Origin of the sequence: uncultured Zoogloea sp., assembly GCF_937894855.1 — a bacterium.
GTDB lineage: Bacteria > Pseudomonadota > Gammaproteobacteria > Burkholderiales > Rhodocyclaceae > Zoogloea > Zoogloea oryzae.
In genome coordinates this window covers 1-22,586 of sequence record NZ_CALAYQ010000066.1, presented here as the reverse complement: position 1 = coordinate 22,586, position 22,586 = coordinate 1, and the positions used below count along the sequence as shown (strand labels likewise).

At 62.3% G+C, this 22,586-nt stretch carries 23 protein-coding genes; all 23 read left to right on the top strand.

All coding sequences use genetic code 11. The features are described 5' to 3' along the window. The first annotated feature begins 360 nt into the window (after positions 1-360). A complete protein-coding gene (locus Q0672_RS08665) occupies positions 361-711 on the top strand; it encodes a hypothetical protein (RefSeq protein WP_298621622.1) in 351 nt (116 codons plus the stop codon). 3 nt (positions 712-714) lie between these two features. Next, positions 715-2,559 carry a hypothetical protein gene (locus tag Q0672_RS08660; protein WP_298621621.1) on the top strand — a complete coding sequence of 615 codons (1,845 nt, stop codon included), beginning with the start codon at positions 715-717 and terminating at the stop codon, positions 2,557-2,559. Between the two features lie 26 nt (positions 2,560-2,585). Continuing rightward, positions 2,586-4,274 carry a DUF935 family protein gene (locus Q0672_RS08655; RefSeq protein ID WP_298621620.1) on the top strand — a complete coding sequence of 563 codons (1,689 nt, stop codon included), beginning with the start codon at positions 2,586-2,588 and terminating at the stop codon, positions 4,272-4,274. Then, a complete protein-coding gene (locus Q0672_RS08650) occupies positions 4,271-5,383 on the top strand; it encodes a hypothetical protein (protein ID WP_298621619.1) in 1,113 nt (370 codons plus the stop codon). Before Q0672_RS08655 ends, Q0672_RS08650 begins: the two co-directional genes overlap by 4 nt. A 4-nt stretch (positions 5,384-5,387) precedes the next feature. Then, positions 5,388-5,810, top strand: a complete 423-nt coding sequence (locus Q0672_RS08645; protein ID WP_298621618.1) for a hypothetical protein — start codon at positions 5,388-5,390, stop codon at positions 5,808-5,810. An 18-nt stretch (positions 5,811-5,828) separates the two neighbouring features. Beyond that, entirely contained in the window at positions 5,829-6,821 is a 993-nt protein-coding gene (locus Q0672_RS08640; RefSeq protein WP_298621617.1) for a hypothetical protein, read from the top strand. 42 nt (positions 6,822-6,863) lie between these two features. Then, positions 6,864-7,334, top strand: a complete 471-nt coding sequence (locus Q0672_RS08635; RefSeq protein ID WP_298621616.1) for a phage protein Gp36 family protein — start codon at positions 6,864-6,866, stop codon at positions 7,332-7,334. Further along, the gene (locus Q0672_RS08630; RefSeq protein WP_298621615.1) at positions 7,334-8,035 is read left to right on the top strand and encodes a hypothetical protein; all 702 of its coding nucleotides are present in this window, start codon (positions 7,334-7,336) and stop codon (positions 8,033-8,035) included. Before Q0672_RS08635 ends, Q0672_RS08630 begins: the two co-directional genes overlap by 1 nt. Beyond that, entirely contained in the window at positions 8,032-9,195 is a 1,164-nt protein-coding gene (locus tag Q0672_RS08625) for a hypothetical protein (protein ID WP_298621614.1), read from the top strand. Before Q0672_RS08630 ends, Q0672_RS08625 begins: the two co-directional genes overlap by 4 nt. A gap of 147 nt (positions 9,196-9,342) precedes the next feature. After that, on the top strand, positions 9,343-11,028 hold the full coding sequence (locus Q0672_RS08620; RefSeq protein WP_298621613.1) for a hypothetical protein: 1,686 nt from the start codon (positions 9,343-9,345) through the stop codon (positions 11,026-11,028). A gap of 45 nt (positions 11,029-11,073) precedes the next feature. Next, entirely contained in the window at positions 11,074-11,454 is a 381-nt protein-coding gene (locus Q0672_RS08615; protein WP_298621612.1) for a hypothetical protein, read from the top strand. Then, positions 11,451-11,909: a hypothetical protein gene (locus tag Q0672_RS08610; protein WP_298621611.1), complete on the top strand. Its 459-nt coding sequence runs from the start codon at positions 11,451-11,453 to the stop codon at positions 11,907-11,909. The genes Q0672_RS08615 and Q0672_RS08610 overlap by 4 nt, the downstream gene beginning before the upstream one ends. Positions 11,910-12,055: 146 nt before the next feature. After that, positions 12,056-13,834 carry a hypothetical protein gene (locus Q0672_RS08605; RefSeq protein WP_298621610.1) on the top strand — a complete coding sequence of 593 codons (1,779 nt, stop codon included), beginning with the start codon at positions 12,056-12,058 and terminating at the stop codon, positions 13,832-13,834. Beyond that, complete coding sequence (locus tag Q0672_RS08600) at positions 13,834-14,757, top strand: DNA circularization N-terminal domain-containing protein (RefSeq protein ID WP_298621609.1); 924 nt, start codon at positions 13,834-13,836, stop codon at positions 14,755-14,757. Before Q0672_RS08605 ends, Q0672_RS08600 begins: the two co-directional genes overlap by 1 nt. A gap of 47 nt (positions 14,758-14,804) precedes the next feature. Beyond that, entirely contained in the window at positions 14,805-16,007 is a 1,203-nt protein-coding gene (locus Q0672_RS08595; protein WP_298621608.1) for a hypothetical protein, read from the top strand. An 86-nt stretch (positions 16,008-16,093) separates the two neighbouring features. Beyond that, a complete protein-coding gene (locus Q0672_RS08590; RefSeq protein WP_298621607.1) occupies positions 16,094-16,636 on the top strand; it encodes a phage baseplate assembly protein in 543 nt (180 codons plus the stop codon). 24 nt (positions 16,637-16,660) lie between these two features. Then, complete coding sequence (locus Q0672_RS08585; RefSeq protein WP_298621606.1) at positions 16,661-17,029, top strand: hypothetical protein; 369 nt, start codon at positions 16,661-16,663, stop codon at positions 17,027-17,029. A 2-nt stretch (positions 17,030-17,031) separates the two neighbouring features. Continuing rightward, complete coding sequence (locus Q0672_RS08580; protein ID WP_298621605.1) at positions 17,032-18,582, top strand: baseplate J/gp47 family protein; 1,551 nt, start codon at positions 17,032-17,034, stop codon at positions 18,580-18,582. Next, the gene (locus Q0672_RS08575) at positions 18,582-19,586 is read left to right on the top strand and encodes a proprotein convertase P-domain-containing protein (protein ID WP_298621604.1); all 1,005 of its coding nucleotides are present in this window, start codon (positions 18,582-18,584) and stop codon (positions 19,584-19,586) included. The genes Q0672_RS08580 and Q0672_RS08575 overlap by 1 nt, the downstream gene beginning before the upstream one ends. Positions 19,587-19,610: 24 nt before the next feature. Further along, complete coding sequence (locus Q0672_RS08570) at positions 19,611-20,474, top strand: hypothetical protein (RefSeq protein ID WP_298621603.1); 864 nt, start codon at positions 19,611-19,613, stop codon at positions 20,472-20,474. Next, positions 20,471-20,815 carry a hypothetical protein gene (locus Q0672_RS08565; protein ID WP_298621602.1) on the top strand — a complete coding sequence of 115 codons (345 nt, stop codon included), beginning with the start codon at positions 20,471-20,473 and terminating at the stop codon, positions 20,813-20,815. The genes Q0672_RS08570 and Q0672_RS08565 overlap by 4 nt, the downstream gene beginning before the upstream one ends. Beyond that, entirely contained in the window at positions 20,812-21,381 is a 570-nt protein-coding gene (locus tag Q0672_RS08560) for a hypothetical protein (protein ID WP_298621601.1), read from the top strand. The genes Q0672_RS08565 and Q0672_RS08560 overlap by 4 nt, the downstream gene beginning before the upstream one ends. 8 nt (positions 21,382-21,389) lie before the next feature. After that, a complete protein-coding gene (locus Q0672_RS08555) occupies positions 21,390-21,806 on the top strand; it encodes a hypothetical protein (protein WP_298621600.1) in 417 nt (138 codons plus the stop codon). Positions 21,807-22,586 lie beyond the last annotated feature (780 nt).

Genomic DNA, 22,586 nt, shown 5'->3' with positions numbered 1-22,586 from the left:
GAGTTCAGACGTGTGCTCTTCCGATCTCCAAGGAAGGCACTTGATCCGCAAATCCGGGATTCCCTAAGGGGGTGCCCGATTTCCCGCGCTCCTCCGTCGGTGCGATGGGGGGTGCCCGTAGGGGTGCCCGCGGCGCCGGTCCCTACCTTTGGACATGTGCCAAGCGTAGATCCAAACACCGGCCAACGACTCAGCGGGGCAGCACAGCGCAAGCTCAACGCGCGCCAGCAGCAGGCTAGGGGGCTTACGCTGGGAACTTCTCACCCAGACCTCGCAGCGGTGCCAGCTCCGCCCGTATCCGGTGGCGTGGCAGCGTGTGAGGCTTGGGCCGCGTCCGTCAACCTGCGCGCGGTGCAGCTGGTGCAGCTCGGGCATGAGGCCGAGCGCGTCCGGCTCATCCGGTCCTGTGTTCGCAAGATAGGCCAGCTGCGGGTCAAGGCCCGGCGCAGCGAGAAGGCCTGCGAGCTGCGCATGCTGACCAAGCGCATCAAGGTGGACTACCTAGCGGAGCACCCGCCCACGGAGGACCCGCTGGCGTCCTGCGCGTGGTCTTACTTGCAGCTCTGCCAGGTGCTGCACCGCATCTGTACCCAGCCAGGCCTCGACCTGCAGCGCACCCAGGACCTGGTGGAAACCCTAGCCAACGCGGGGTTTGTGCCCTGCGCCGCGGCCATCGCGGAGCTTATCGACAGCATAAAAAAGGGCCGGTAGCCCATGCCCGCGCTGTCCCAGGACCGCGAGCTCGACCAGCTGCTGCAGCAGGTCAAGCCGGAGGGCCGGTACCTCGACCTTGGCATTCTGTTTCGTCGCCTGTCGATTGAGGCCGATGTGCCCATCCCGGACGACACCTATCTAACCGCAGGTGACGGCACCCGGCTGCGCGTCCGCAACACGCCCGGCGGCCTTGTCTGCGGGAGCAACCCCCCAGGTGCAAGTCGCCAACTATCCGACGGCACCGAGCTAGCCGGTATTGGAGGCCTGCGCGGAGTACTCCGGATCGAAACAGTGGCCAGCTTCGGCGGGCGCTGGGACAGCCTGACCGGTAGCTACTGCCAGCCCGCAGCCGAGGACGGCCCGCTGCAGCTTCTGGTGTTCGACCTGCAAGAGTCACAAGTAGCGTTCTGCCGTTGGTTCGCCGGTTGGTGGGCGGACTTTGTGGCCGAGCAGCCGCGCGAGCACTCCGCTGCAGTAGTGGTCGATGACCGCGGCGGCGGCAAGACGCTGATCTGTCTCATGCTGCTAATCGCGGCGGTGCTCGACCGGCCCAAGCACGCGGACGGCGCCGAGATCGTAGCGTGGGCAATCATCCGCAGCCACTCCGAGCGGGAGGAGGTGGATCGCGAGATCCGAACCTGGCTGCCCGAGCACTACTACCACTTGGTCACAAGCCCGAAGCCGTGCCTCAAACTGGCCAACGGAGCGACCATCTGGCTGCGCAGCGCCGACGACCCCGAGGTGCTAAAGCAGGGACGCGTCGACCTCGCGTGGATAAACGAGGGCGCCAAGATGGACAGCCGCGCCTTTGAAAACGCCCTGCCACGCACCAAGGATCGCGGCGGCCTGCTGTACGTAGCAACCAACCCGCCGACCCCGGCCTACCCACCAGGGGAATGGATCCAGGAGCTTTACGAGCGGTCGCTGGAAGCCACGGCCAACAACGAAGACAACCCCATCGTCTTTGTGAAGTGCTCCAGCTCGCTAAACGTGGCCATCGACAAGGCCGCAGGTGGAAGAGTCGCCACGCTGCTGCGCTGGCTTAGTCCAGAGCGCGCCGCAGCAGACGTTGACGGCCTTATCCTGCCCGTCGGTAAGTACGCATACCGCCCGCCGTACTGCGCAGCGGACCACCTGCGGGAGTTCGTGGCTGCCGAGTGGGAGCCGCAGGACATCACCAAGCAGCTGACGGCTAAGCTCTGCGGCGAGCCAGCGGAGTGGATCTTTGGCCACGATTTCCAGTTCAACCCCGGAAACGCAGCGGTAGCTATCAAGGCCTACGGCGACATGGAGCGCCCGATCTTCTGGGTCCACTCGGACTTTTTGGTCCAGGGCGACGAGGGAGAGCTCCTTACCGCCATCGAGGCCGACCTCGAATGGCTGGCGCTGTCTGAGGGCAACACGCCACGATTCAGCGCGGGCAACACGATCCACATCGGCGACCCGTCCGGCTCGTGGCAGAACTACGCGCACGACAAAGGGAAGGACAGCTTCGCCATCTTCAAGGCGCGCGGCTGGCGCTTGCTGCCGCCCATCAAGGCCAAAGACCGGGACTCAAAGCCCCCACACCCCCCGGTGCATTTGCGCATCGCTCGACTCAACGGCCTGCTGAAACAGGGCCGCCTGTTCATCGTCAAAGGACCGCTGACCGAGCAGATAGCGACCAGCCTTAAGAAGTGCAAGATCAAGCGCGGCACCCTGGGCCGGATCAAGCCCTGCGGAGATGAAGCGCACATGACCGACGCGCTCGGGTACCCGATTTGGTGGGTGCTGCCGCGAGTCTTTGGTCCAGCGCAAGCCCGCCGGGTTGCGCGCTCGCTTGGCGCTGGCTGGCGGAACCGCTAGCAAGTTGGTCCCTACCTTCTGGCGCTATGGCGCTGTCTCTCGATATCAACACCAACTTGCGCAAGTTAGCAGGCCGGGTCCTGACCGGCGTCATGCGGCGCTTTGGTGACCCGGTCGGGCAGCAGGCCTCGACAATGTTGTCGACAGCGCTGGACAACACGAAGGCCGCTGTCGCTCAGCGCAGCGCGTCCGTCCCCCCTCCGGAGGTACCCGGTACCGGCCAGAAATGGGGCGGAACAAACGTCAAAGGCAGTATCAGCCGCAAGCAGCAGCGACTCTTCAGCTCTGAGGGCGCGCGGTACGGAAAAGCTACAACGTACACCGGCCCGACTCCTGGGGCCTACTCGGCCAAGCCGGAGATCAACCTTGGGTTGATTGCCCGCGTGCATACGCACGTGGAGCGCAACGGGTACATGTGGGACAAAGCCGACCTCGACGATAGGATCGTTCGCGAACACGAACACCTGCACCCTGCGGACCGTAGCCGCCGGGCGTGGATCTTTTCTTCGCACCCCAGCATCAGGCCCCGCAACAAGACCACGCTTGCGCTGCTGGTGCGTAACGCAGTGCAGGCCGTCGTTGATGATCTTGATGGTTTTGACTCGTCGGTCTGCGAGGCCCAGATTGCCAACCGAAGCGGCGCTTGCCTGCAGGAGATTGTCTGGCGGCGACGACGGCTGCGCGTTCCCGTCAGCGCAAAGGCTGGCGTGCTGGTCGAATGCGACACGGTGGCCAGCCTAGAGACCATTCCGCTGCGAAGCGTGGCATTCGATGTAGAGAACGACCGCCCCTACGTCAACATGGGAGGGTGGGGGTGGATTGACCCGCTGACGGACCCGCGCACCGGCCAACCGTTGCGCAAGGTGGTGTACTACAAGGGCTACGGCGACGGACCTGCGCGCATGCGCGGTTACGGATTTGCAGCCCACCACCTGCACTGGCTCTCAAAGCTGAGCTGGGAAAAGTGGGCCATGCTGGCCGAGGTGTACGGCGTATCGACGCCGTACCTGCAGCCCGATTTCGGGGAGCAGATTACCGACGAGGACGAGGCGGATGGAGAGCTAGCGCTTGCGGATCTGGGCAAGGGGATCCCCGTCATGATCTCCAACAAGCTCGGAGAGATAAAGACCACGCCCACTCCGTCGGCAATCACCCCGATACATCAAGCACTTATCGGGTACTGCAACACAGGGCTTTCAAAGCTCGTGACTGGGCAGACCCTGGCAATGGAGATGGGCTCCAGCGGCTCCTACAACGCCACTGAAACCCACGCCGACCAGCAAGAAGCAGTGCAGCGCATTGACTCGCGCGGCACTGGCAATACCTACAGCGAGCAACTGTTTCGATACATCTGCGAAGTCAACGCGGCGTGCTGGGCTTACGCGTTTGCGCGCTACTGCCCCGGAGAGGAATGCACGCCCGAGGCAATTATGCAGTGCGTGCCAAAGCTGGCTTGGGACGTCAGCCGGAACGTGACCAAAACCGAACGCCTAAACATGTTCGTCACCGCGTCGGACCACGGGCTCGCTATCGATCCCGACCAGGTCTACGAGGAGTGCGGTCTGCGTCCTCCGCTTGATGGCGCGGCGCGCTTTGGCACTCCCAAGGCGGATGCCGCAGCTGCCGAGAACAAAGCCCCCGTGGAAGACAAGCCACCCACCGCAGACACCAGCACAGCTGATGGCGCGACAGACGCAGCGGAGCCAACCGAATGAACCAGCAGCTGATCACCTATGACGGAGCGCTGGAGCTGCAACCCGGCGCAGCGCGCAACGGGCGCGTCGTCCCGTTTCGGCTGGCGACCGCTGCAAAGGACCGCCACACCACGATCTTTGTCCCGACGGGTTGTCGGTACCAAAACTTCCTAAAAAACCCGGTCTTCACCTGGAATCACCAAGACGCCCTCGACACGGTGCAGCCTGAAGACGTTCTCGGGTTGGTCGTACAGCTTGAGGTCACAAGCGACGCGGTCCTGATCTGGGTCGAGTTCGACACTGCACCCAAAGCCGAGCGCTGCTTTCAAATGGTGCTCAAAGGCCTGCTGCGCGCCGTGTCTATCCGCGCAGGCGTCATCACCAAGCACCAGGAGGGCGGCGTCGATGTAATCGACGAATGGGAGCTGTACAGCGCAAGTCTTTGCGTAGTTGGCAGCAACCCAGAAGCGCTAGCGCTGCGCTCCCTACTGTCATCCGGCAAGGAGATTAACCGGATGACTCGTGACGAGCTCTGTAAAGCCCTTGGGCTTGAGCCAGGCTGCCCCCAGACCGAGCTGCTGATGGCGCTGCTCGGCAAGTGGGCCGAAGGCGATGAAGAGAAAAAGGCGCAGCTTGAGGCTGCCAAATCGGACGCGCCCGCGGCTGAAGAGGACCGAAAGCGCAGCTGCGACACCGAGGAAATGCAGCGCAAACTTGAGGGCCTGAAAACCGCCAACAAGATGCTCCAGGAGCAGGTCCGGTCGCTGCAGGCTGTCGCAGCGCCAGCCAAAACGGCTGAGCAGTTCGCTGACGAAGCGATTAAGGACGGGCGCTGGCCACTGGCCACGCGGTCTGAACTGGTGTCGCTGGCTCGGTCCGCTCCGAAAGCTGCCGAAGCTGCTGTGTCCGTGATTGATGCCGGGACTTTCAAGCCCCATCAGTCAAGCCTGCAGAGCATTGCGCAGGGTCAGAAGACCGAAGAGGTGACCCGCAAGGCTCCCAATCTCGGAAGTCATGAGCGAGCTCAAGACGACGACGGTTGCAGCCCTGAGGTGAAGGCCGGGGTCAAAGCGAAGTTTAAGGAAATTCAGGCAGACAACGCACGCCGCGTCGTCGTGAAGCGGAGCTAACCCCATGGCACAAGCAACTCGGCCAATTCCGTTCCCCATGCTGCAGCAGATGGTGCAGCTGGAAGGCAACACGCTCGCTGCTGGCGTTCTTGTTCCCTTTGGCACTTTGGCGGTCAACGATGCCGGAAAGATCAAGCCGTTGACTGACACGCTGATGCAGGCTGGCGCTGCGGCGCTTGGCGTCAGCTTGGACACGCAGGACGTGCGCACCGAGGTCGCTGATGTGACCCGGCGTTGCTTGTTTGCGCGAGGGACGCAGTGGACCGCACCGGCTGCCAAGTCTGGCGACGTTCCCACCGCAACCGAGATCGGCAAGTTCATCGCCGTTCAGGACAACCAGACGGTGAAAAAGACCATCACCGGCACGGACCTGCAAGTCCGCCTAGACGCCATCACCAGCGACGGTTACGTCGTTTTCATCCCGTAACAAGGCCAGGAGTCGCCTATGCCCACCATTGGAAATAGCCCCTCTGGCGTTGTCACGTTCAACGACATCCGGGGTTTGTTCACCGAATACAACACCCAGCTGGCATCGCCGCCGAAAGAAGCGCAGGACATCAACTCGCTGATCTGTTGGAAGCGTTCCAATGTCCACGCTGACGAGACCATCTTCCCGGCGCCGTTTTTCTCGAACACGCCAAAGCAGCGCAACCGCTACGAGAACCGGAAGCACACCGCGCCGGAGATTGCGAACTTTAGCTGTCCTACGGCTGAGTACTCGCCAGACGGCGAAGTCATCCCCCGGGGAACGCAGCTCACGGATCTTTATGGCATCTTTGAATCGAAGCTGCCGACGATGATTCAGCAGGGTCTGCTGGAGCCAGAGTTCCGCTTAGCCGAAATGCTCGGTAGGGGCGACCAAGCGGTCTTTGGAAAGCACGTCTACGACAACCTGCCGTTTTTCAACGCCAACAAGTTGTGCAACCCAAACCGGCCCGGTGTTGGGACGTTTAGCAACCTGAAGCCCGGCCTTGCGCTTGACCGTGCCGGTATCAACTCCGCATTTCACGCGCTAAACACGGTTAAGGGCCCCGACGGTCGCCTGATGCGTCTGGCTGGGCGCCGAACGATCATCGTCAGCACCGAGGACCAGTTCGACCGCGCTTGCACCGAAATGAACGGCAGCATCATCGCCCGCGCTGTCGGCACCGCTGCAGCTGGTATCAGCAACGCACTGGTGGGCCGCGCCGACGTGGTGCTGTTCAAGGACTTGGCGGAGTACGACGGCGGCAAAGGCTGGTACGTGGTGCAGATTGCATCCAACGAGTACCGCCCCTTCATCTTCTCGGAAGTCGCGCCGCCGGAGCTGTACCACGAGGGCCTGAACCCCAACGAGCACAGCCGAGTGCTGCGCAACGTCATTAACTTTGGCTACAGCTACTTTTTCGGCCACGGTTACGGCTGGGCACAGCTTGCCGTCAAGTGCGTTGAGCCCTAGCAGTCCCTGACCATGCCTCAGTCGGTGCCTACCGTCTGAGGCATGCCCGCTCCTATCCTGCTTTGTTGTACGCGCCAGGATGTCCTCGACCGTATGAACGGGGACGACAGCCTGGCGCAGCTTCTCAACGACGGCACCAACCAACCCAACAACACGACGCTGGACCGCGCAATCGAGGATGCAAGCGGCGAGGTCGCTGCTGCGTGTGGCAACAACTACAAGATCTGGACCGTGGCCGGCGCAGTGCCTCAGCACGTCGTCCGGCTGGCCGCGATTCTTGCGATTTACTGGTGCTGGTTTTACGGCACCCACGGGAAGGCAATCCCGGAAGCCGTCGACAAGCAGTACCAGCGGACGCTCGACGTGCTGACCAAGATCGAAAAAGGGCAGCAGGGTCTAGGCGCTGAGCCGAACCCACCCGCGCGCCGAGCTGGGCGCATCGACAACAGCGATGGGGGTAGACGGGCTACCTATGCCGCCTTTAGGTGTGGCGGCTACCTGGGGCGACGCTGATGATCAACCTGCGGTTTTCTCTGGGCGGCGGCGACGGCCCGAGCTTGTCGGATGTCGAGAACAACCTGCGGGACGCCACCTCGGTGCTTAAGCGCTGGGGTGGCTTCTTTCGCGCCAAAGCCAAGCAGCGCTTGGCAGGCCTGTCTGGTCCAGACCTGGCGGCATCCACCCGCGAGCGCTACGCCACGACCGCCGTTGGGTCTGTCACCAAGGCCGGCAACGTCCGCAGCAGCTACGCCAAAAACCTGGAAGCGCAGCTGCGCAAAAAGACCGGGGGCGAAATGAAGGTTGCCGAGCTGCGCCGCTTGGCGCGCGGAGGGTCTACAGCTCTAAGCATTTCCGATGCGCAGGAGCGGTCCATTGAGCGGCTGCGCAAGCGGCTGGAGTCTGCCCGAGCCAAGATCCGCAAGCAGGAGCAGGGCAGGGCGACCAGCTCAAAGGCGACAGCCAAGAAGACCAAGCGCAAGCTAGACGGTCACAAGCTGCTCGGCAAGCTGCACAGCGGCCTGCGCGTGTGGATGTCTGCAGCGGTCGTGGGCCTGCGTAACCGCATCCCGTGGTCTGGCGCGCACAACGAGGGCGCCAAGGTTGGCAACGGTGCGGACCTGCCAGCACGCACCACGCTGGAAATTACCCAGGAAGACGCCGCGGCGCTGGCCCGGTACTTCCTCGACCAGATCACCAAGGGCAAACGCCGATGAGCATCGATGTCCGTAACAACATCCGCGCGGTCTGCGAGACCTTGTGCGACGTTCTATCGCTGGCTTTCCAAAAGCGAGAGCCAGTGCAGCCCGACCTTGCGACGCTGCGGACGGTGTTCAACCCCAAGTTTTTACGCGACCGCGCGCTGGTCTACATCACAGCGGACGACCGCTGCTGGCGCTGGAATCGCTACAGCACAGCGACAGACGACGGACTCTTGGTCATCGCACCGGTACCAGCGACACCGGTTGGCCGCTGGCATCGCGTCAGCAGTCCGGTGAACTTTGGCCCTAACTCGTTTCTGCCTCTGCAGTCGCGCGCTGCTGGGTTCTTTCAAAACGTGTGCCTGTATCGGGGCGACGAAAGCGACGAGCAGATCGACGAGGTGTTTTTCGGTCAGGCGCCGGGCCTCCTGGTCGAGTGGCTAGGCGATGACCCCAAGCCGCAAAGTTTGCACGCTGGCGCGCTGTACCGAGACTCACATCAGATCAACCTGCTGGTGGTGACCGAGTGCCTGCGCGGGTCTCCGTCTGCTGCGTGGGGGTCTCCGCTTCCTGCGGAGTACGCCAAAGACCCCGGCGCCGACGAAATAATCGGCCAGCTGCGAAAGGTTCTCGCTGGTGTGCCGCTAGCCATCCCAGGAATAGAGCACGTCGAGCTCGGGCCAGCTCGCAAGGTCAGCGAGGATCTAGCCGAGCGCATCTTGATCTATGCGGTCGCCTTTACCGTGAGAACGGCCTTCACCATTCCCGACGAGGACTTGGTTCCGTTCGCCTCCCAGGTCACGCCGCGAATGACAGACCAAAACCCCAAGGACCGCGCCTTTGACCCGCTGAACTACGTCTCGCTTGGGTACACGGTGCAGCCCGGGGCCGGGCTTGCGCGGACCTACGACCCGTCAATCGCACTCGTGGCCGGTGTGCCGATAAGCAGCACACCCGCTGCTCACACCTTCGACGCGAGCAAAGACACCTACCGCGACCTGCTAGCCGACGGAACCTTTGCCTATGTCGTGGTCGATGTCGACGCAGACGAGCCACCAGCGACTCCTGGTGCGTTGCGGGTTGCTCGGACGCGCACAGACGCCGCAAACATCATTTCGGACGTGTGGCTGTGCAGCTCCTCGGTGCAGTTTGGCGGGCCCTACGTGCTGCCGTAGCAGCTGCAGCGGTTCCTACCCTTGCCCGGTATGTCAGCTCCCTTTCCCGTGAATAAGAATATCCCGCCTGGGTACAAACGACCTGGGGTGTTTGTCTCGTATGAAATCGGAGACACAGGCGAGAGCCGACCAAACCACCGAGTGCTTTTGTTTGGCTACGTCCCTGCTGGGGCAGCCATTACCTTAAACACCCCGACCAAGGTACTGGTCAAAAGCCAGGTCGATGCCTTGACCGGTTCCCCCAAGTCGATGCTCAGCCGCATGTATGCGGCTGGAAAATCCACGCTGCCAAACGGGGTCGGCGCGGAGTTCTACCTGGTCGGCATGCCGGAGCCATCCGGCGGGACCAAGGCCAAGCGGCTGATTAAGTTCATGGCCAAGCCAATTGCGGGCACGCTGGGCACCAATACCAGCGCCGCGCAAGGCGTCGTTTGCACTGCGTTAATCGGCATGCGCGGGGCTAGTTTCGTAATTTCTCAGGGAGACAGCTTTGCCAGCATCGCCACTAAGGCAAAGGCCGCGCTCGACCTGGTGGAAAATCTGCCGTGTACAGTCACCATCACCGGTGGAGACACGCTGGAGCTGGAGGATATCCACGCAGGCGAAGCCGGAAACGACATGCCGATCTCTGTCACGTTTGACAGCGACGATGCAGGCGTTGCGGCTAGCTGCGGCACTCTGACCATCGGCGGCGGCCCTGCGGCTGCCAACGGTGTGCTGACGGTCAAAGCAACCGTAAAGAGCGCCGCGATTGCGTACCTGAGCGCCGACACGGCCACCGTGATTGCAACCAAAGCAGTTACAGCCCTAAACGGCGACGCCTACTCCGTAAGCGCAGCGCAAGCGGCTGTAGCTACGCCGGTTGTGACGTTGTTCTATCGGGCCGCTCGAGTAGTCAATCGGCTGTCTGCGGCTGCTGTCGGCGGCGGCATCACGGCCACCTTGGCCTCGGGAGTGCTGGGAGTCGGTACACCGACCATCACGTCGGCACTGGCTGCTCTGTCAGCCGATACCCAGGCTTACAAGTCGATTGTCCCGTTTTGGACTGACACGACCAACGCCGGAACCTTGGCCGCTGGTGTCGTCAGTCAGGACCAAAGCCCGATCGAAAAAGACCAGCGGGTTTTCTTTGGGACCTCTCTGTCGCTGGTCGATGCGCAAGCTGCAAACCTTGCGGACGCCACCAGCCCGAAGCTGACGACAAGCGCGCTGTTTGCGGTTATGCAGGAGCCCGGCTCGACTGTTCCGGCCTACGAGCAGGCGGCTCGCGTCGGTGCAATCGTTGCAGCCGAGGACTACCAAGGCCGGAACTTCAACGGTCGAGTCCTGCGGGGCAACGAGTACGCGCCACTTGGCGTCCCGCACCGCGCCGACCGTCAAACGCCAGACGAAGAAAACCTGGCAATCACCGCGTTATTTTTGGCGCCAATTGGCGTCAATGAAGACGACGAGGTGGCTATCGTCCGCAGCAGCACAACCTACAAGGCCAAAGGAAGCCTCGACCAGAAGCTGGAGAAATGGTCGTGCATGTTGCAGGTGCATCTGTACCGCAACGAAATCAAGGCCGCGTTCCGGAAGCTGTTCAAAGAAAAAAGCATCAAGCGTTATGGCAAGCCTCGCACCGACGCAAGCGTCGACGCCCAGGACGTCAAGGATGCGATCTATCGCTTGATGATTCAGTGGGACGATCGCGACCTATTTGACGGCGCCGAGGAGCTTCGCGGCGCCATTCAAGCCGGGGTGGTTGTTTCGCCAACCCGCATCGACGTATCGCTTCCGTTCCGCCCACTAGCCGACCTCGACCAGCTGGCGGTCGAGGGCATCATTTCCTAACCCCTTCTCAGTCAGCCCGCATTGCGCGGGCTGCGAGGTTTAACCATGGCTGTTGCCGGACGATGCCCGGTGTCTCTAAACCACTCCAAGGCGATTTACGCCAAGGACGTGGACGTTGACGCCACAAAAAATCAAACGCTGCACGCGCTCGCCACTGGCAAGGTGGTTAGGTCGCAGGGTGCGGCCAAGTACGCTTGGACCATCACGTTTGTTTGTCCCGAAGACAAAGCCCAGTTTGTGCAGCTGCAGGACGGCGGCATTGATAGTGACAGCAACGATGAATTGACCATCAGCTACACCAAAGGCGGCGAGAGCTACATGCTCCTCGACTGCGGTATCAACAGCGATAAGACCAGCAGCGACCAAGACGGCAAGCTCGACCAGGTGCTGTCCGGCGTAGCCACAGCGCGCAGGAGGACGGCGTGAACTTAGGCAATACTCTAAAGCGCGAGGGCGGCACCGCAGAGACCGGGCGCCCGGTCCGCTTCCAGATTCGGCACAAGGTCAAAGACGCCGTCGAGCGTAAGTGGGTCAGTGCTCGCCTCTTTGTGGTCGGTGAATCGCAGCGCGCAGCGGCCAACGAAGCCGCGGCCAAGTACTGCGCGCAGGACCTGCCAGGCCTGCCCGACCTAGAGGACGAGAAGGTCTACCGCTTCTTGCAGCAGGCGTTACGAGATCCGGACGCACCGGCTGCGCAGTTCATCTTAAACGACGAGCTGGATCTGTTCCGCGACGGCGTAACCGCTGACCAGTGCCGGTGGCTGATGCGCCAGTACAACGAGCATGTAAGCGGCGAGTATCCAGAGCTAATCAGCGTCGAGGACGCCAAAAAGCTGGAAAAGCAGGCAGAGGATTTTACGAAAGGCGGCCAGCCGTCTTAGTCAAGGTCCTGGCCTGCAGGACCCGCCCCGAGCTGTGGTTCGGTCGGCCAGTGCCTGAGATACCAGACGCCGATATCTGGCGCTGGGCCGCCTGTGTGCGGGTGGCGCTCCGGCTGACGGAGCCACCCAGAAAGAGATAGACCTCCGTGGCCGTTCAGGAAAACGCAAACATCAGCGCCAGCCTGACCGGCCTTGACGGAGTGATCGGCGGGCTTGGCCAGATCAAGTCAGCCGGTGGGGCCATCAGCGGCGCGCTTAAAAACGTGGTCACTGATGGACTGCGGGCCGCTGGCGTGTTTCAGGCCATCAGCCTTGCGAGCGCAGTCGAGGACGCCAAAAAGCTCGACGCCACCACCGCGCGCCTTGGCCAGAGCTCGGGCAGCTCGGTCGGCGCGCTGCAAGCCAAGTTTGCCGGGCTTGAGCAGAAACTGCTCACGTCTGCGCCAGCGCTGGCGGACTTTACGCAGCAGCTTGGCCGCACGACGTACGACAGCAAAAGCGCCACTGCGGCAGTCGAAGGCCTTGGACTGGAGGCGCTGGCCACCGGTAAGACTCTGTCTGAGGAAATGGCGCTGGGTGAGACGCTGCGGTCGGGGCTTGGCGTCATCGGCGAGACCACCGCAGAGCTTGACCGGCTGCGCGCCATGGCTGGCGCTGTGCAGACTATCGGCGGTCCTGCAGCGTTTCAGGCATCCCTGATCACGCTGAGGTCTCAGCTCGAAGGGGTAGAGACCAAGTCCGATTCTGCCCGGGCAAAGCTGGAGGCCTTTGTTGCGGCCACGGGCAAGGGACTAAAGCCCGGCGCGCAGGCCGGAGCAGCTGGCGGCCTGCTGTCATTTTTCAAGTCGCGGTCGCTCGACATCGAGCGCCTGCTAAAGCGCCGCGTGATAAACGATGCTGGCGAGCTCATCGACCCAGCAGCAATCGCGCGGGACCTGAAGAAAGTCTCCGACAAGCTGCACGGTGGACGCAAGGAGGAGCAGCGGCGCGCGCTGATTAACACCTACGGCCTGGAGGGCGGCCTTGCGATGTTTCGCGGCGACTTCTCCGACGTCGACTCGCTCGCTAAGCTCAAAGGCACCGGGCAGACTGCAGCAGCCGCACAGCGCTTCCGGGAGACCGACGCAGCCAAGCGTATCGAGTTCGAAGTCGGCAAGCAGTCCGCAATGCGCGCCATCGGTTCCAAGTTTTTGGGCGTCCACGACTCGCTTGTCGGCGGACTTGGCACCGGCGGAGCGCTTGGTGTGGAGCTGGTCGGCGGACATCTTGGGGCCAAGGGCCTTGGCAAGCTCTCGACGATGTTTGGTGGCGGTGGCGCTGGAGCAGCTGCCGAAGTGGCAAAGCTCGGGGATGCTGCGCGCACGACTACGCAAGCGCTTACATCCATCGCGGCCATCGATTCCGAGGCAAGCGCTGCAGCCGGCGGTCTCACCAAGCTGTCGGGCGCGCTCATCGGCGCCGGTGGACTCGTTGTGGGCGCGGCATCCGCTGCGCTGCAGCTCAAGGTGCTGTCCGAGATTGGCCAAGACCGCGACGAAATGGGCAAGCAGTGGCGCAAAGACCACGGTCTCGATGACCAAGGTCGGCCTATCGCTCCGCTGCCGCAGGACGCCGCGTTCAAGGCCGCGAGCGAAGGGAAGACCGCAGCTCAATTTCTCGGCGGCGGCATTCTGGACACCCTCGGCGGTTTGTTCGGAGACAGCAACCGGCGCGCAGCTCCGACCGAGGAGATCACGCAGACCGAAGTTGACTACCAAGCGCGCGCCGACGAGGCGGCGGCCATTGAGCAGGCTATGGATCGCAAGGCAGACAAGAACAGACCCAAGGCCACCAAGACGGCCCAAGCGCCGGGCAACGTGGTTTTCGGCGAGGACGAAATGGAGATTGTCGTCAAGGTCAAAAGCCCCAACAAGGCGAGCAACTAATGCTGCTGCGCGACGCCTACGCCTTTGAGTTTGTCACCGAGACCGGACGAGAGATCCCGCTCTTTGGCTCGCTGCTGAGCTGGGAAGATGACCTCACCACGGGCCTTGTCGAGCACCGCTTCGTCAACCGCAACGGCGCAAGACACCAAAACCTTGGGGCGCCGCCTCGAAAGTTTAGCTTTAGCTGCATCGAGCTTGGGGTCGATGTGCAGAAGCGATACCGTTTCTACTGTGACGCAATCACGGAGTGCCCCACGGGTGCGCTTACGCACCCTCGCTTTGGATATCGGCGCGCAGCGTGCGAAGGCATCAAAGCTAGCGAGAACCCAGGCACCGACGCCGACGCCATCCAGTTTGTGATCCGTTTTTCGGACGATGGGTTCAGGGACGACGAGCCACAAAGTCCAAGCCAAGCAGCTGGAGCAGCTGCGCAAAACGCCGAGCTGCTGGTCGCTCGCACCGCTGCCCTGCGCTATCAGCCCCCGGGAATGGTAGTTGCCAGCAGCAACGTGCTGGCCGCTGCCAACCGCTTGGAGTTTGCCGTTCAGGATGCGGTGGTCCAGGCCGCGCCGCTGTTCGAGGTCGCCGCCCGCGTGTCCGAGCTGCAGCAGCAGGTTGAGCAGGTCGGAAGACTGGCGCCCCAGGTCGAGTACTACAGCCTACGCGCAGCCGCTAACCTGTCGCTTGGGTCAGCGCTGGAAGCCTACGCAGCGCTGCAGCAGGGCCGCCCCCAGATCCTGCCGTATATTGTCCGCTCGCAAATCTCTGTCACGCGGCTGGCTGCAAGCCTGTACGGGTCCAAGGCCAGGCGTATGACCCAAGAGCTGCTGCTGCTTAATCGCATCGCCGACCCGCTGCAGCTGCAGCCCGGCGCCGTGCTGCTGCACTCTGACCCCCGCGTCGTCAGGGCTTCCGTCGTGTAGCGCTTCCTACCGTCTGCAGCATGGCAGGAAGAACGCAGGTCCGGGTCGTGACAAACGACCAAGACGTCTTCGACGTTATGGAGCTCGACTACTCCAGCGACATGATGATCGTAGGCGACGAGCAACACCTGAGCATTTCCAACTATCGGGGCCGCTACACCGACAAGTTGCCGCTTGGGTCCTTGGTCTCGCTCTTTATGTCGCATCCGGAAGTAGACGGCGGGGCCCAGACGCTGCGCCATTACGGCCGCATTATCAGGCGCGAGGCAGAGTCGAGCACGACAGCCGGGAGCGTGATCCGGCTGACGACGGCTGACCTTGGCTGGCACCTGGCGAAGTGCTGCGCCCCGCTTTGGTTCAATCTGGAGCAGGGAACCGACCGCGACCTGCTCGACCCTGAACGCTCCAGGCCTGGCCGCACTGGTCGTAAAAATCACTTCATCGACCCAAGCTTTGGCCTTAAAGGCTTTCGCGGGTCCAACAAAGTCAACAGGCAGCGCAAGCAGAGCCTCAGCGCAGCGCGGGCGCTGGCGCTCAATGAGGCCCTAAAGCTGTTCGCGATCCAGGTCGAACCCGGGGACCTCATTCTGGACAAGCAGCTGGAGTACGCCAAGCGTCACAACCTGCTGGTCAACGTCTCTGTCGACGGCTACGTGCAGGCGTGGATTCCAGACTACGAGCGAAAGCCGAGCTACCGCATCATCCGGCGCGGCGGAAACTCAAACGTCATCAGCGGCAAGCGCATCGAGGACGCGCAAACGCAGTACACCGAGGTGGAGTGCGTCGGGGAGCAGTTCGATTTTCAGGGGGACAACGACGACAAGACGGGGCCCAACGCAGGAAAGAAGCGCGGAAAGTTCACCAGCGCAATGGCGCCCGATGGGCAGAAATCGTCGCTGCCGTTCTTGCACCGGCACACCTTCGCCGACCCGGACATGTATGAAAAAAAGTACGCCCAGCAGCACGCGGAATGGGCGTACAAGCGAGGGCTCTTTGACAGCTTCTCGCTTGAGTACGTCGTCCTTGACCATCACCAGGACGGCCTGTGGTGGGAAAGCGATACCATGGTGTCCGTTGACGACGAGGACCTGGGAGTCGTTGGCAACTTCTACTGTCAGCGCGTCAGCTGCCCGGTGTCGCCGCGCTCCGGAAACACAACCACGGTTCTACTGCGCAAGCCGGGGCTTCTCACTGCTTTTGGCGGTGACTATCCTGGGGCGCCACCGGCTGTCATAGGGGGCAAGCTGTGAACGTCTCAGCGCTAGTTCGTGGGTACATTGCGCGCGTGATTCGTTGGGGCAAGATCTCGGTCTCTCCGGCGAGCGGATACGTGCAAATGGAAGGCCGCGACGCCGACCAGGACGAGCCCCAGTCGCAGCAAAAAATGCGGTGGATGCAGCACTACGGCCTCGCGTCAAAGCCGCGCGCCGGAAGCGAAATCGCAGCGGTGTCTATCGGTGGCGCTGCTACAAATCGGATCGCGCTTGCCAGCTCAACCCCAGGTGCTGGGCCTCAGACTCAAGAGGACGGCGAGGTCGAGCTCTATGCAGAGCACGGCCAGCGCGTAGTGCTCGACAAGGACGGCAGACTGACAGTCTCAGCAAGCGGAAGTACGATCGTGCTTAAGCCAGACGGCACCGTCGCGATAGACGCCAAGGCCGGGGCGGATGTTGTCGTAAATGGCGGTACCGCCAAGGTTGCCGTCGAGGGAACAGAGGTGGACTGCGGGTCGCTGTCTGTCGTCCTCAGCATGGCAGGGATTGCACAGGTGTACTGGTGGGCTCCGGGGACGCTGACGTTCTCGCCGGTCCCGGTTTACCCGGCCAAGCTGCCGATAACTGGCAAGATCGGCCCCGGCGCCGCGCGCTTTAAGGCCTAAAGGTCCTGCCTACCCTTCGGGGTTGTGCTGGACGTTACATTGAATAGAAACGGGCGCGGCAAGTTCACTTTTGCATGGTTGGGCGGGGACCTGCGTTTCGACGATAAAGCGGTCTATCCGGTCTTCTCAACGCTTTGGATGCCCAAGGGCGGCTATTACTGGGACCAGAGCGGCCAGCAGGGCACGCTTCTTTCGACGGTCAAACAGGACCGGATGCGCACCGGAAGCCAGCTTGCCGCTTACGGTCGCGACGCGCTGGAGCAGTGCCAAGCGGCGCGGCTGCTCAAGGCGGTTGACGTGTCAGCACGTCGCACCAGGCCGGGCTCCTACCTGGTCGATTTGCTTTGGACGGGCCCCTCTGGGGATTCCGTCGCTGAAACGGCGGAGGTCTGAACGTGGCCACAATTGCGACGTACACCGAGGAGGAGGTCTTCCTCCTCGCGCTTGCGTATCTGCAGAAGGCATACCCAGGAAAGGCGACGCACCCGCGGTCATTCTTGGGCCAGCAGGCGCGCGCGTTTGCGCAGTTCGCTGGTGCGACGCAGGAAAAGATCAAGGCCTGCTCAGACGATGCAATCCCAGCCCAGACTGTGGACGCTTCGGGCGTCATACAGTCGCGCTGCAGCACGGCGGCGCTCGACGCTTGGGCCTTCACTTTTGGCCTACCAAGCAACCGCGGCGCCGGTGTGTTTGGCCGCAATGGAGCGACCGCTGCCACTGGCGGCCTTGTCACGCCTACCGGAACCGCTGGGTCTGTCATTCCTGCGGGTACCGCTCTGCTAGACGCAAGCGGTACCGTCGAGCTTGTGACTGTTTCCACGGTCACGCTGCCGCTGCTCACGCCGCTTGGCATCAATGCAACCACGCTCGGGGCAAAAAGCAGCCTCACAGCTGGCACGCAGCTGCGCTTTGCAAGCGCGCCGCTTGGCGTAAACAGCACGGTCACGCTTGCCACAGGCCTTGTCGGTGGGCTCGATGTTGAGTCGGACGTCGACCTGCTGGCCCGCATCCTGCGAAGGCTGCAAAGTCCACCCAAGGGCGGTACCGCAGCGGACTACCGCGAATGGGCCGAGACTGCAGCCAACAGCGCAGGCACAAGCCTTGGCATCGTCCGCGCCTACGTCTACCCGCATCGCGAGGGCGTTGGGTCTGTATCGGTGGTGATCACCCAAGCCGGATCCGGAGTCGGAAGAGACCCGGGTTCTGCTACGGCTGCGGCTGTGCTTGCGGTGCTGGACAAGCTACGAATCGCCACTGACACGGCCTATGTGTTCCGCCCGTATTTCAACCCAGCGCGCAAGCTATCCATACGCCTGTCGGTCGTGACTACCTCCGAGTATGTTTTTGACTGGACCGACTCAGCGCCAGACCTGGTGCAAAGCTACAGCGGCGTCTCGCTGGTTGCGACTGGCGCTGTCCCGAATCCGGCGCTGAAAAGTGCCATCGACAACGGGCGCAAGCCTCGCATCCAGCTTTTGCTGCCGGGGTTCGGTCCGCTGCCAGTGCAGCGCCGGGTGACTGCCTACGCGGCTGATACGCCAGTTCTAGGGAATCACACGCTGACACTGGAGAGCGCGCTGCCAGCCGCCCCGCTGCTGGGCGACCTCATCTACGCAGGCGGGCCCGCTGTGGACTACCTGGCCGATGCAACGCTTGCGTTTGTCAATGACATTGGGCCCAGCAACCAAAGCGGCTACGCAGACAAGGACGACAGCTGGCTCGCGATAGTTCCCGTAAGTGGCATCGCCAAGGCAGTGCTGAATAAAAAAGACAGCGCCGGAGCTCAGGTCGCGATGTACAGCCCCAAAGTCGGGACAGGCGTTGGCATCACGCTGCAAGTCGGCGCAGGCCCGGTGGCTGCTGATGATGTCACGCTTTACGACAACATCCCCGGTCAAGGTCCCGAGCTGCCTCAGGTCTACAGCATCTTGGTGAGGGCCGCGTAATGGACGCTCTCGACTGCGAAAAAGAGCTACTAGGAGGCTTCCCCCCTGGCACCCGCGACTGGCTTGATTTTGCCGACCCTGACGGGCCGGGGCCGCTGATACAGGCCTTGGGCGCAACGCTTTACGATACCGACGTTAAGCCCACCGACCAGCTGCGCAAGGAAGTGAACCCCTCAACCTGCCAGGGTGGACAGGCAGAATGGGAGCGCACTCTTGGCCTAACCGGCACCGACACTTCGCGCTTTGGCGATGTGCTGGCGAGGCGCGCGCAGATCATGTCTCGGCTGCGCGAATCAGGAGCCACCACGGTTCCGCTGATTCAGTCCGTCATTGCTCCGCTGCTGGATTACGCGGACCCCAGCCAGCTGGTGGTCCGTGAGGTCAGCCGCTCGTTTCTGCGCAGCGCTCACTCATACTTTGCAGTCGGACCGCTCGCGATCGGACTCACTACGGTGCAGCTGCAGTTTTTGGTGCGAGACACTGCGGCGGTGTCTAAGTCTGGGGCACAGGTAGACCTGAACCTGACGCACCCGGTGCTTCAGGATGTGCGCGTCTCGCTGACGGCCCCAGATGGCCGATTCATACAAAAAGGCTTCGTCGAGCCGCGCCTAGGAGAGGGGTCTGTAAATGGCTTTGTCCGGATCTATTTTCCGGAAATGGCCGGGGCTGTTGTCGCTGGCCTGTGGACCCTGCAGATCACGGCTCTAACCCCGGGCACGGTGGCTTCGGCGCTCCTGTTCGTAGAGGGCTTTGGCCGCGACGCATCCGGAGCGGACGGCCTGAGCGCTGCAAAGTTTCACTGGGCGGTCATCGCTGAGCCCGCGCTCATGGGGCCGCGCGCAGACCGAGCAGCTGCAGCGGCTGCGATTCGGCGCATAAACTACGCGACGCGGGTTGGGGTGCTGGCCTATCGCAGCTCGGGAGCTGGAGCGCTTCCAGCTGGGCAGCTTGCTGCAATCCCAGATGACCCCGGGGCCATCCCTGACGCCTGCATCCCTGGCTAGCCTGGTTCCTACCCTTTGGGGGCAATGGGCCTTCCTGACTCGCGAGACGTAACTTTCACGCCAAACTCGGTCCCCGAGATTCCCGCAGCGACACTGAACGCGCTGCAGGACACCGCGGTTTTGCTTTTTGAGCAGACCGCACGCACGCCCCCACGCTGCGCCATTCGCAGCTACGACGGGTCAAAGATCCGCGTCGAGTATGTGCGTAGCGCGTGGGTGATCGACAGCATCACGTCAAAGTGGGCTTGCGTTTTCCAAGACGAGCCCGGTGTGGATGTCACCGTCGCGGCGCTCGCCCCCGCAGCGATGAGCTTTGCCGCAAACACTTGGTATTACCTGTATCTGCGCTCCGCGTCGGGACTGCCAACGTATGTCATTTCGACAACGGCCCCCGGTGCGGGCCGCATCTACAAGAGCACCGACAAGACCTATCGCCTGATCAAGAGCTTTCGCACCAACGGAGCGGGAGCAATCATCCCGTTTTCGATGGTGGACGGGGACAGCCTCTACACTGGCGGGAACTTCCTGGAGCTGAACTTTGACCTGACCGTGAACAGCACCAGCTGGACCCCGGTCGGTACCGATTACATCCCGCCCAAGGTTCGCGCCGGCACCATCCGCGCCTACCTCGGCAACACCGCGACCGCAACGACGGAGACGCTGCAGCTGCTGCCGCGCGACGTAGTGGCAACGATCGTCGCTCCGGGCAGCTCCGGGCAGCAGCTGTTTGTGCCTAAAGCCCCAAGCGGGGCACTTGCTGCCGAAGTAGAAGCCAGATTCAAGGTCGAGTTCAGCGACAACGCCAAGCAGCTGTCCGCCAAGATGGCGGTCGGCTCCGGGGCCAGCTCGGCCTATTTCGCTGCTGAGTCATTCCAGGAGTGGTCGTGAAACTGTCACCGATAGCCGTTGTCACTTCCCTTCCGGCGGCCAACGTTGAGCCGCCTGGATTCTTTCGCGCCGAAGGCGGAAACGTCATTTCCATCATGGGACAGGCGACGAACGCTGGCCCTATCTATCTGCTTCGCAAAGTCATCAAAGAGGACGGCAGTTTTCAGTATTTGCCGTACAAGCCGGACCGGCCTTATCGGACAAACCCAGCCGTGCTCTCTGGCTACTTTCACGCCCAATTTGAGACGCCAGCCAAGTGCGCTGACCAGTTCGTCCTGTGCGACGATGGCGGCGTTGTTGGCATAACGGGTGCCGGAGCGAGCGCGGAGCACCTGCGATGAGCGGCGACCACTCAGGGGTTGAGCCGGAGGTCCCAAGTCAGCTTGGCCCGGGCATCGTTGGCCCGCCAAATCTTGCGCCTGGCACGGATCCGCCTTCGGTCTTGGTGTGGGACGGCACAGTGTGGCAAGAGCGCCGGGCAGGATATACCGCGCGGCTTGCGCTGCTTAGCGACATCTACAACAACGCCAATTGGGTCGCCAATACGTGGATTGGGCTTAACTCGGTTTGCCAAACTAACAGCAGCTATTCGTTTGATTTCGTAGCTGGATACGTTTGCGAGACAGAGCAAGAGAAGGTAAGCCGGTGGACGTTCTCGTCGGCTGGCTACTACGGCGGCGCTTTAGCTGATTATGACATTCAGGTTTGGCAATTCAGCCTAAGCAGTGGCTCGTATTTTGACACAGGTATCCGAATCACGGTTCCTACCGGCGCGCGTTTTGCGCAGCAGACCGACCCAGGATCAGAGCTAATTTTGAATCGCGGGGACCGCCTCGCGTTTGTGGCCGAAGCGAACCAAAACGACATTTGGTTTGCCATTGACGCCCACGTTTTGCCTCTCACCTAGGAAGAAACATGCCAGCAAACATTAAATCCATTGCCGAGGGCGGAAATTTCCCCAAAGCCGATTTTCACTCCAGCGAGGCAGCTGTAGCCATCGGGCGCGGCGTGCCGCTGCGTATCAAAGTTGCGGCTGAGGTCAGCAGCACCGACCGACACCAGGTGGCGGTCTGCCCTGATTTTGAGAATCCTGACCTCGTTTGCACTCAGCAGATGATCAAGGCGCTGCCCGGTACCGGCCTTGCAGGCTGGGCTGGCCTGCCAGCGCTGCCGCTGCTGCTGGGCGGAACGGTGGTCGCTGGCGACCTGCTGACCGTCTCCGGTGGAAAATTCATCAAAGCAACCACCGGCAAAAAGTGCTTGTACCGCGCGATGGTCGACGGAGCCGCTGGCGACGTCATCCCAGGCGCCCCGGTCGGCGTCACCGCCTAGTCATTTTCCCCATCTTTTTGGAGCTCAGAACATGGTCCCGATTCGACGCGCCGCTTCCTACTTATCGCTGCTAGCTGTCTCGCTGCTGGTGTTTGGCTTTGGGTGCTACACCCCACCGCCCACCGCTGCACCGCCTCAGCAGGTCATCGTCGCCACCATCAGCCATGAGGCACCATGCGCAACTGCGGTCTCTGCGGATCCACCGAAGGCTCGGAGCACCTGCCAACCTGCTGCGCAGCGCAGCTCGGCATTACGTTTTTCCTTCCAGCCCCCCGGCCAGGCCTGCCAGGAAGTCGGCGTCTCACACTGCAGCAGCTGTGTGACCGATACAACCGGCTTGCGGATAGCTTCGCCAAAGCAGGACAGACCCAAGCTGCAGCCGTGCACCGAGGAATCAGCATGGGACTGCAAATCGCTGCTGGCATGTCGTCGAGAGGAGGATGATCCGGAGTGGCTTGAGTGCTGCCCTGGCTTTTTTCCGACCACGCGGCGCCTGCGACTGGAGCGCGCCCGCGTGGGCATTCCGATTGCGGTCTACTACCCGCCGGTCTACTACCAGCCCATCGTCAGCCCCGAGCTGCTAGATCCTGGCCGCCATCGCTCGGCCTAGCTGGCGGCGGCGTGTCATCCCACTTGGCGGAACTTGCACACGCTGCACAGACCGAAACTGCAAGCAGCAACCCCAACGCTAAACCACGCATCAAATAACCTCCCGACATGATGTTGTTGATTGCGCCCGCAGCAGGATGCCGCGGGCCTCGCTGACTGCTAGGCGCAGCG

Excerpts from the sequence above, each read along its gene's own strand:
- Q0672_RS08615 (WP_298621612.1), top strand. The coding sequence starts at position 11,074 with ATGGCTGTTGCCGGACGATGCCCGGTGTCTCTAAACCACTCCAAGGCG.
- Q0672_RS08575 (WP_298621604.1), top strand. The coding sequence starts at position 18,582 with ATGGACGCTCTCGACTGCGAAAAAGAGCTACTAGGAGGCTTCCCCCCT.
- Q0672_RS08560 (WP_298621601.1), top strand. The coding sequence starts at position 20,812 with ATGAGCGGCGACCACTCAGGGGTTGAGCCGGAGGTCCCAAGTCAGCTT.
- Q0672_RS08645 (WP_298621618.1), top strand. The coding sequence starts at position 5,388 with ATGGCACAAGCAACTCGGCCAATTCCGTTCCCCATGCTGCAGCAGATG.
- Q0672_RS08635 (WP_298621616.1), top strand. The coding sequence starts at position 6,864 with ATGCCCGCTCCTATCCTGCTTTGTTGTACGCGCCAGGATGTCCTCGAC.
- Q0672_RS08600 (WP_298621609.1), top strand. The coding sequence starts at position 13,834 with ATGCTGCTGCGCGACGCCTACGCCTTTGAGTTTGTCACCGAGACCGGA.
- Q0672_RS08650 (WP_298621619.1), top strand. The coding sequence starts at position 4,271 with ATGAACCAGCAGCTGATCACCTATGACGGAGCGCTGGAGCTGCAACCC.
- Q0672_RS08655 (WP_298621620.1), top strand. The coding sequence starts at position 2,586 with ATGGCGCTGTCTCTCGATATCAACACCAACTTGCGCAAGTTAGCAGGC.
- Q0672_RS08660 (WP_298621621.1), top strand. The coding sequence starts at position 715 with ATGCCCGCGCTGTCCCAGGACCGCGAGCTCGACCAGCTGCTGCAGCAG.
- Q0672_RS08640 (WP_298621617.1), top strand. The coding sequence starts at position 5,829 with ATGCCCACCATTGGAAATAGCCCCTCTGGCGTTGTCACGTTCAACGAC.
- Q0672_RS08625 (WP_298621614.1), top strand. The coding sequence starts at position 8,032 with ATGAGCATCGATGTCCGTAACAACATCCGCGCGGTCTGCGAGACCTTG.
- Q0672_RS08555 (WP_298621600.1), top strand. The coding sequence starts at position 21,390 with ATGCCAGCAAACATTAAATCCATTGCCGAGGGCGGAAATTTCCCCAAA.
- Q0672_RS08630 (WP_298621615.1), top strand. The coding sequence starts at position 7,334 with ATGATCAACCTGCGGTTTTCTCTGGGCGGCGGCGACGGCCCGAGCTTG.
- Q0672_RS08570 (WP_298621603.1), top strand. The coding sequence starts at position 19,611 with ATGGGCCTTCCTGACTCGCGAGACGTAACTTTCACGCCAAACTCGGTC.
- Q0672_RS08590 (WP_298621607.1), top strand. The coding sequence starts at position 16,094 with ATGGAAGGCCGCGACGCCGACCAGGACGAGCCCCAGTCGCAGCAAAAA.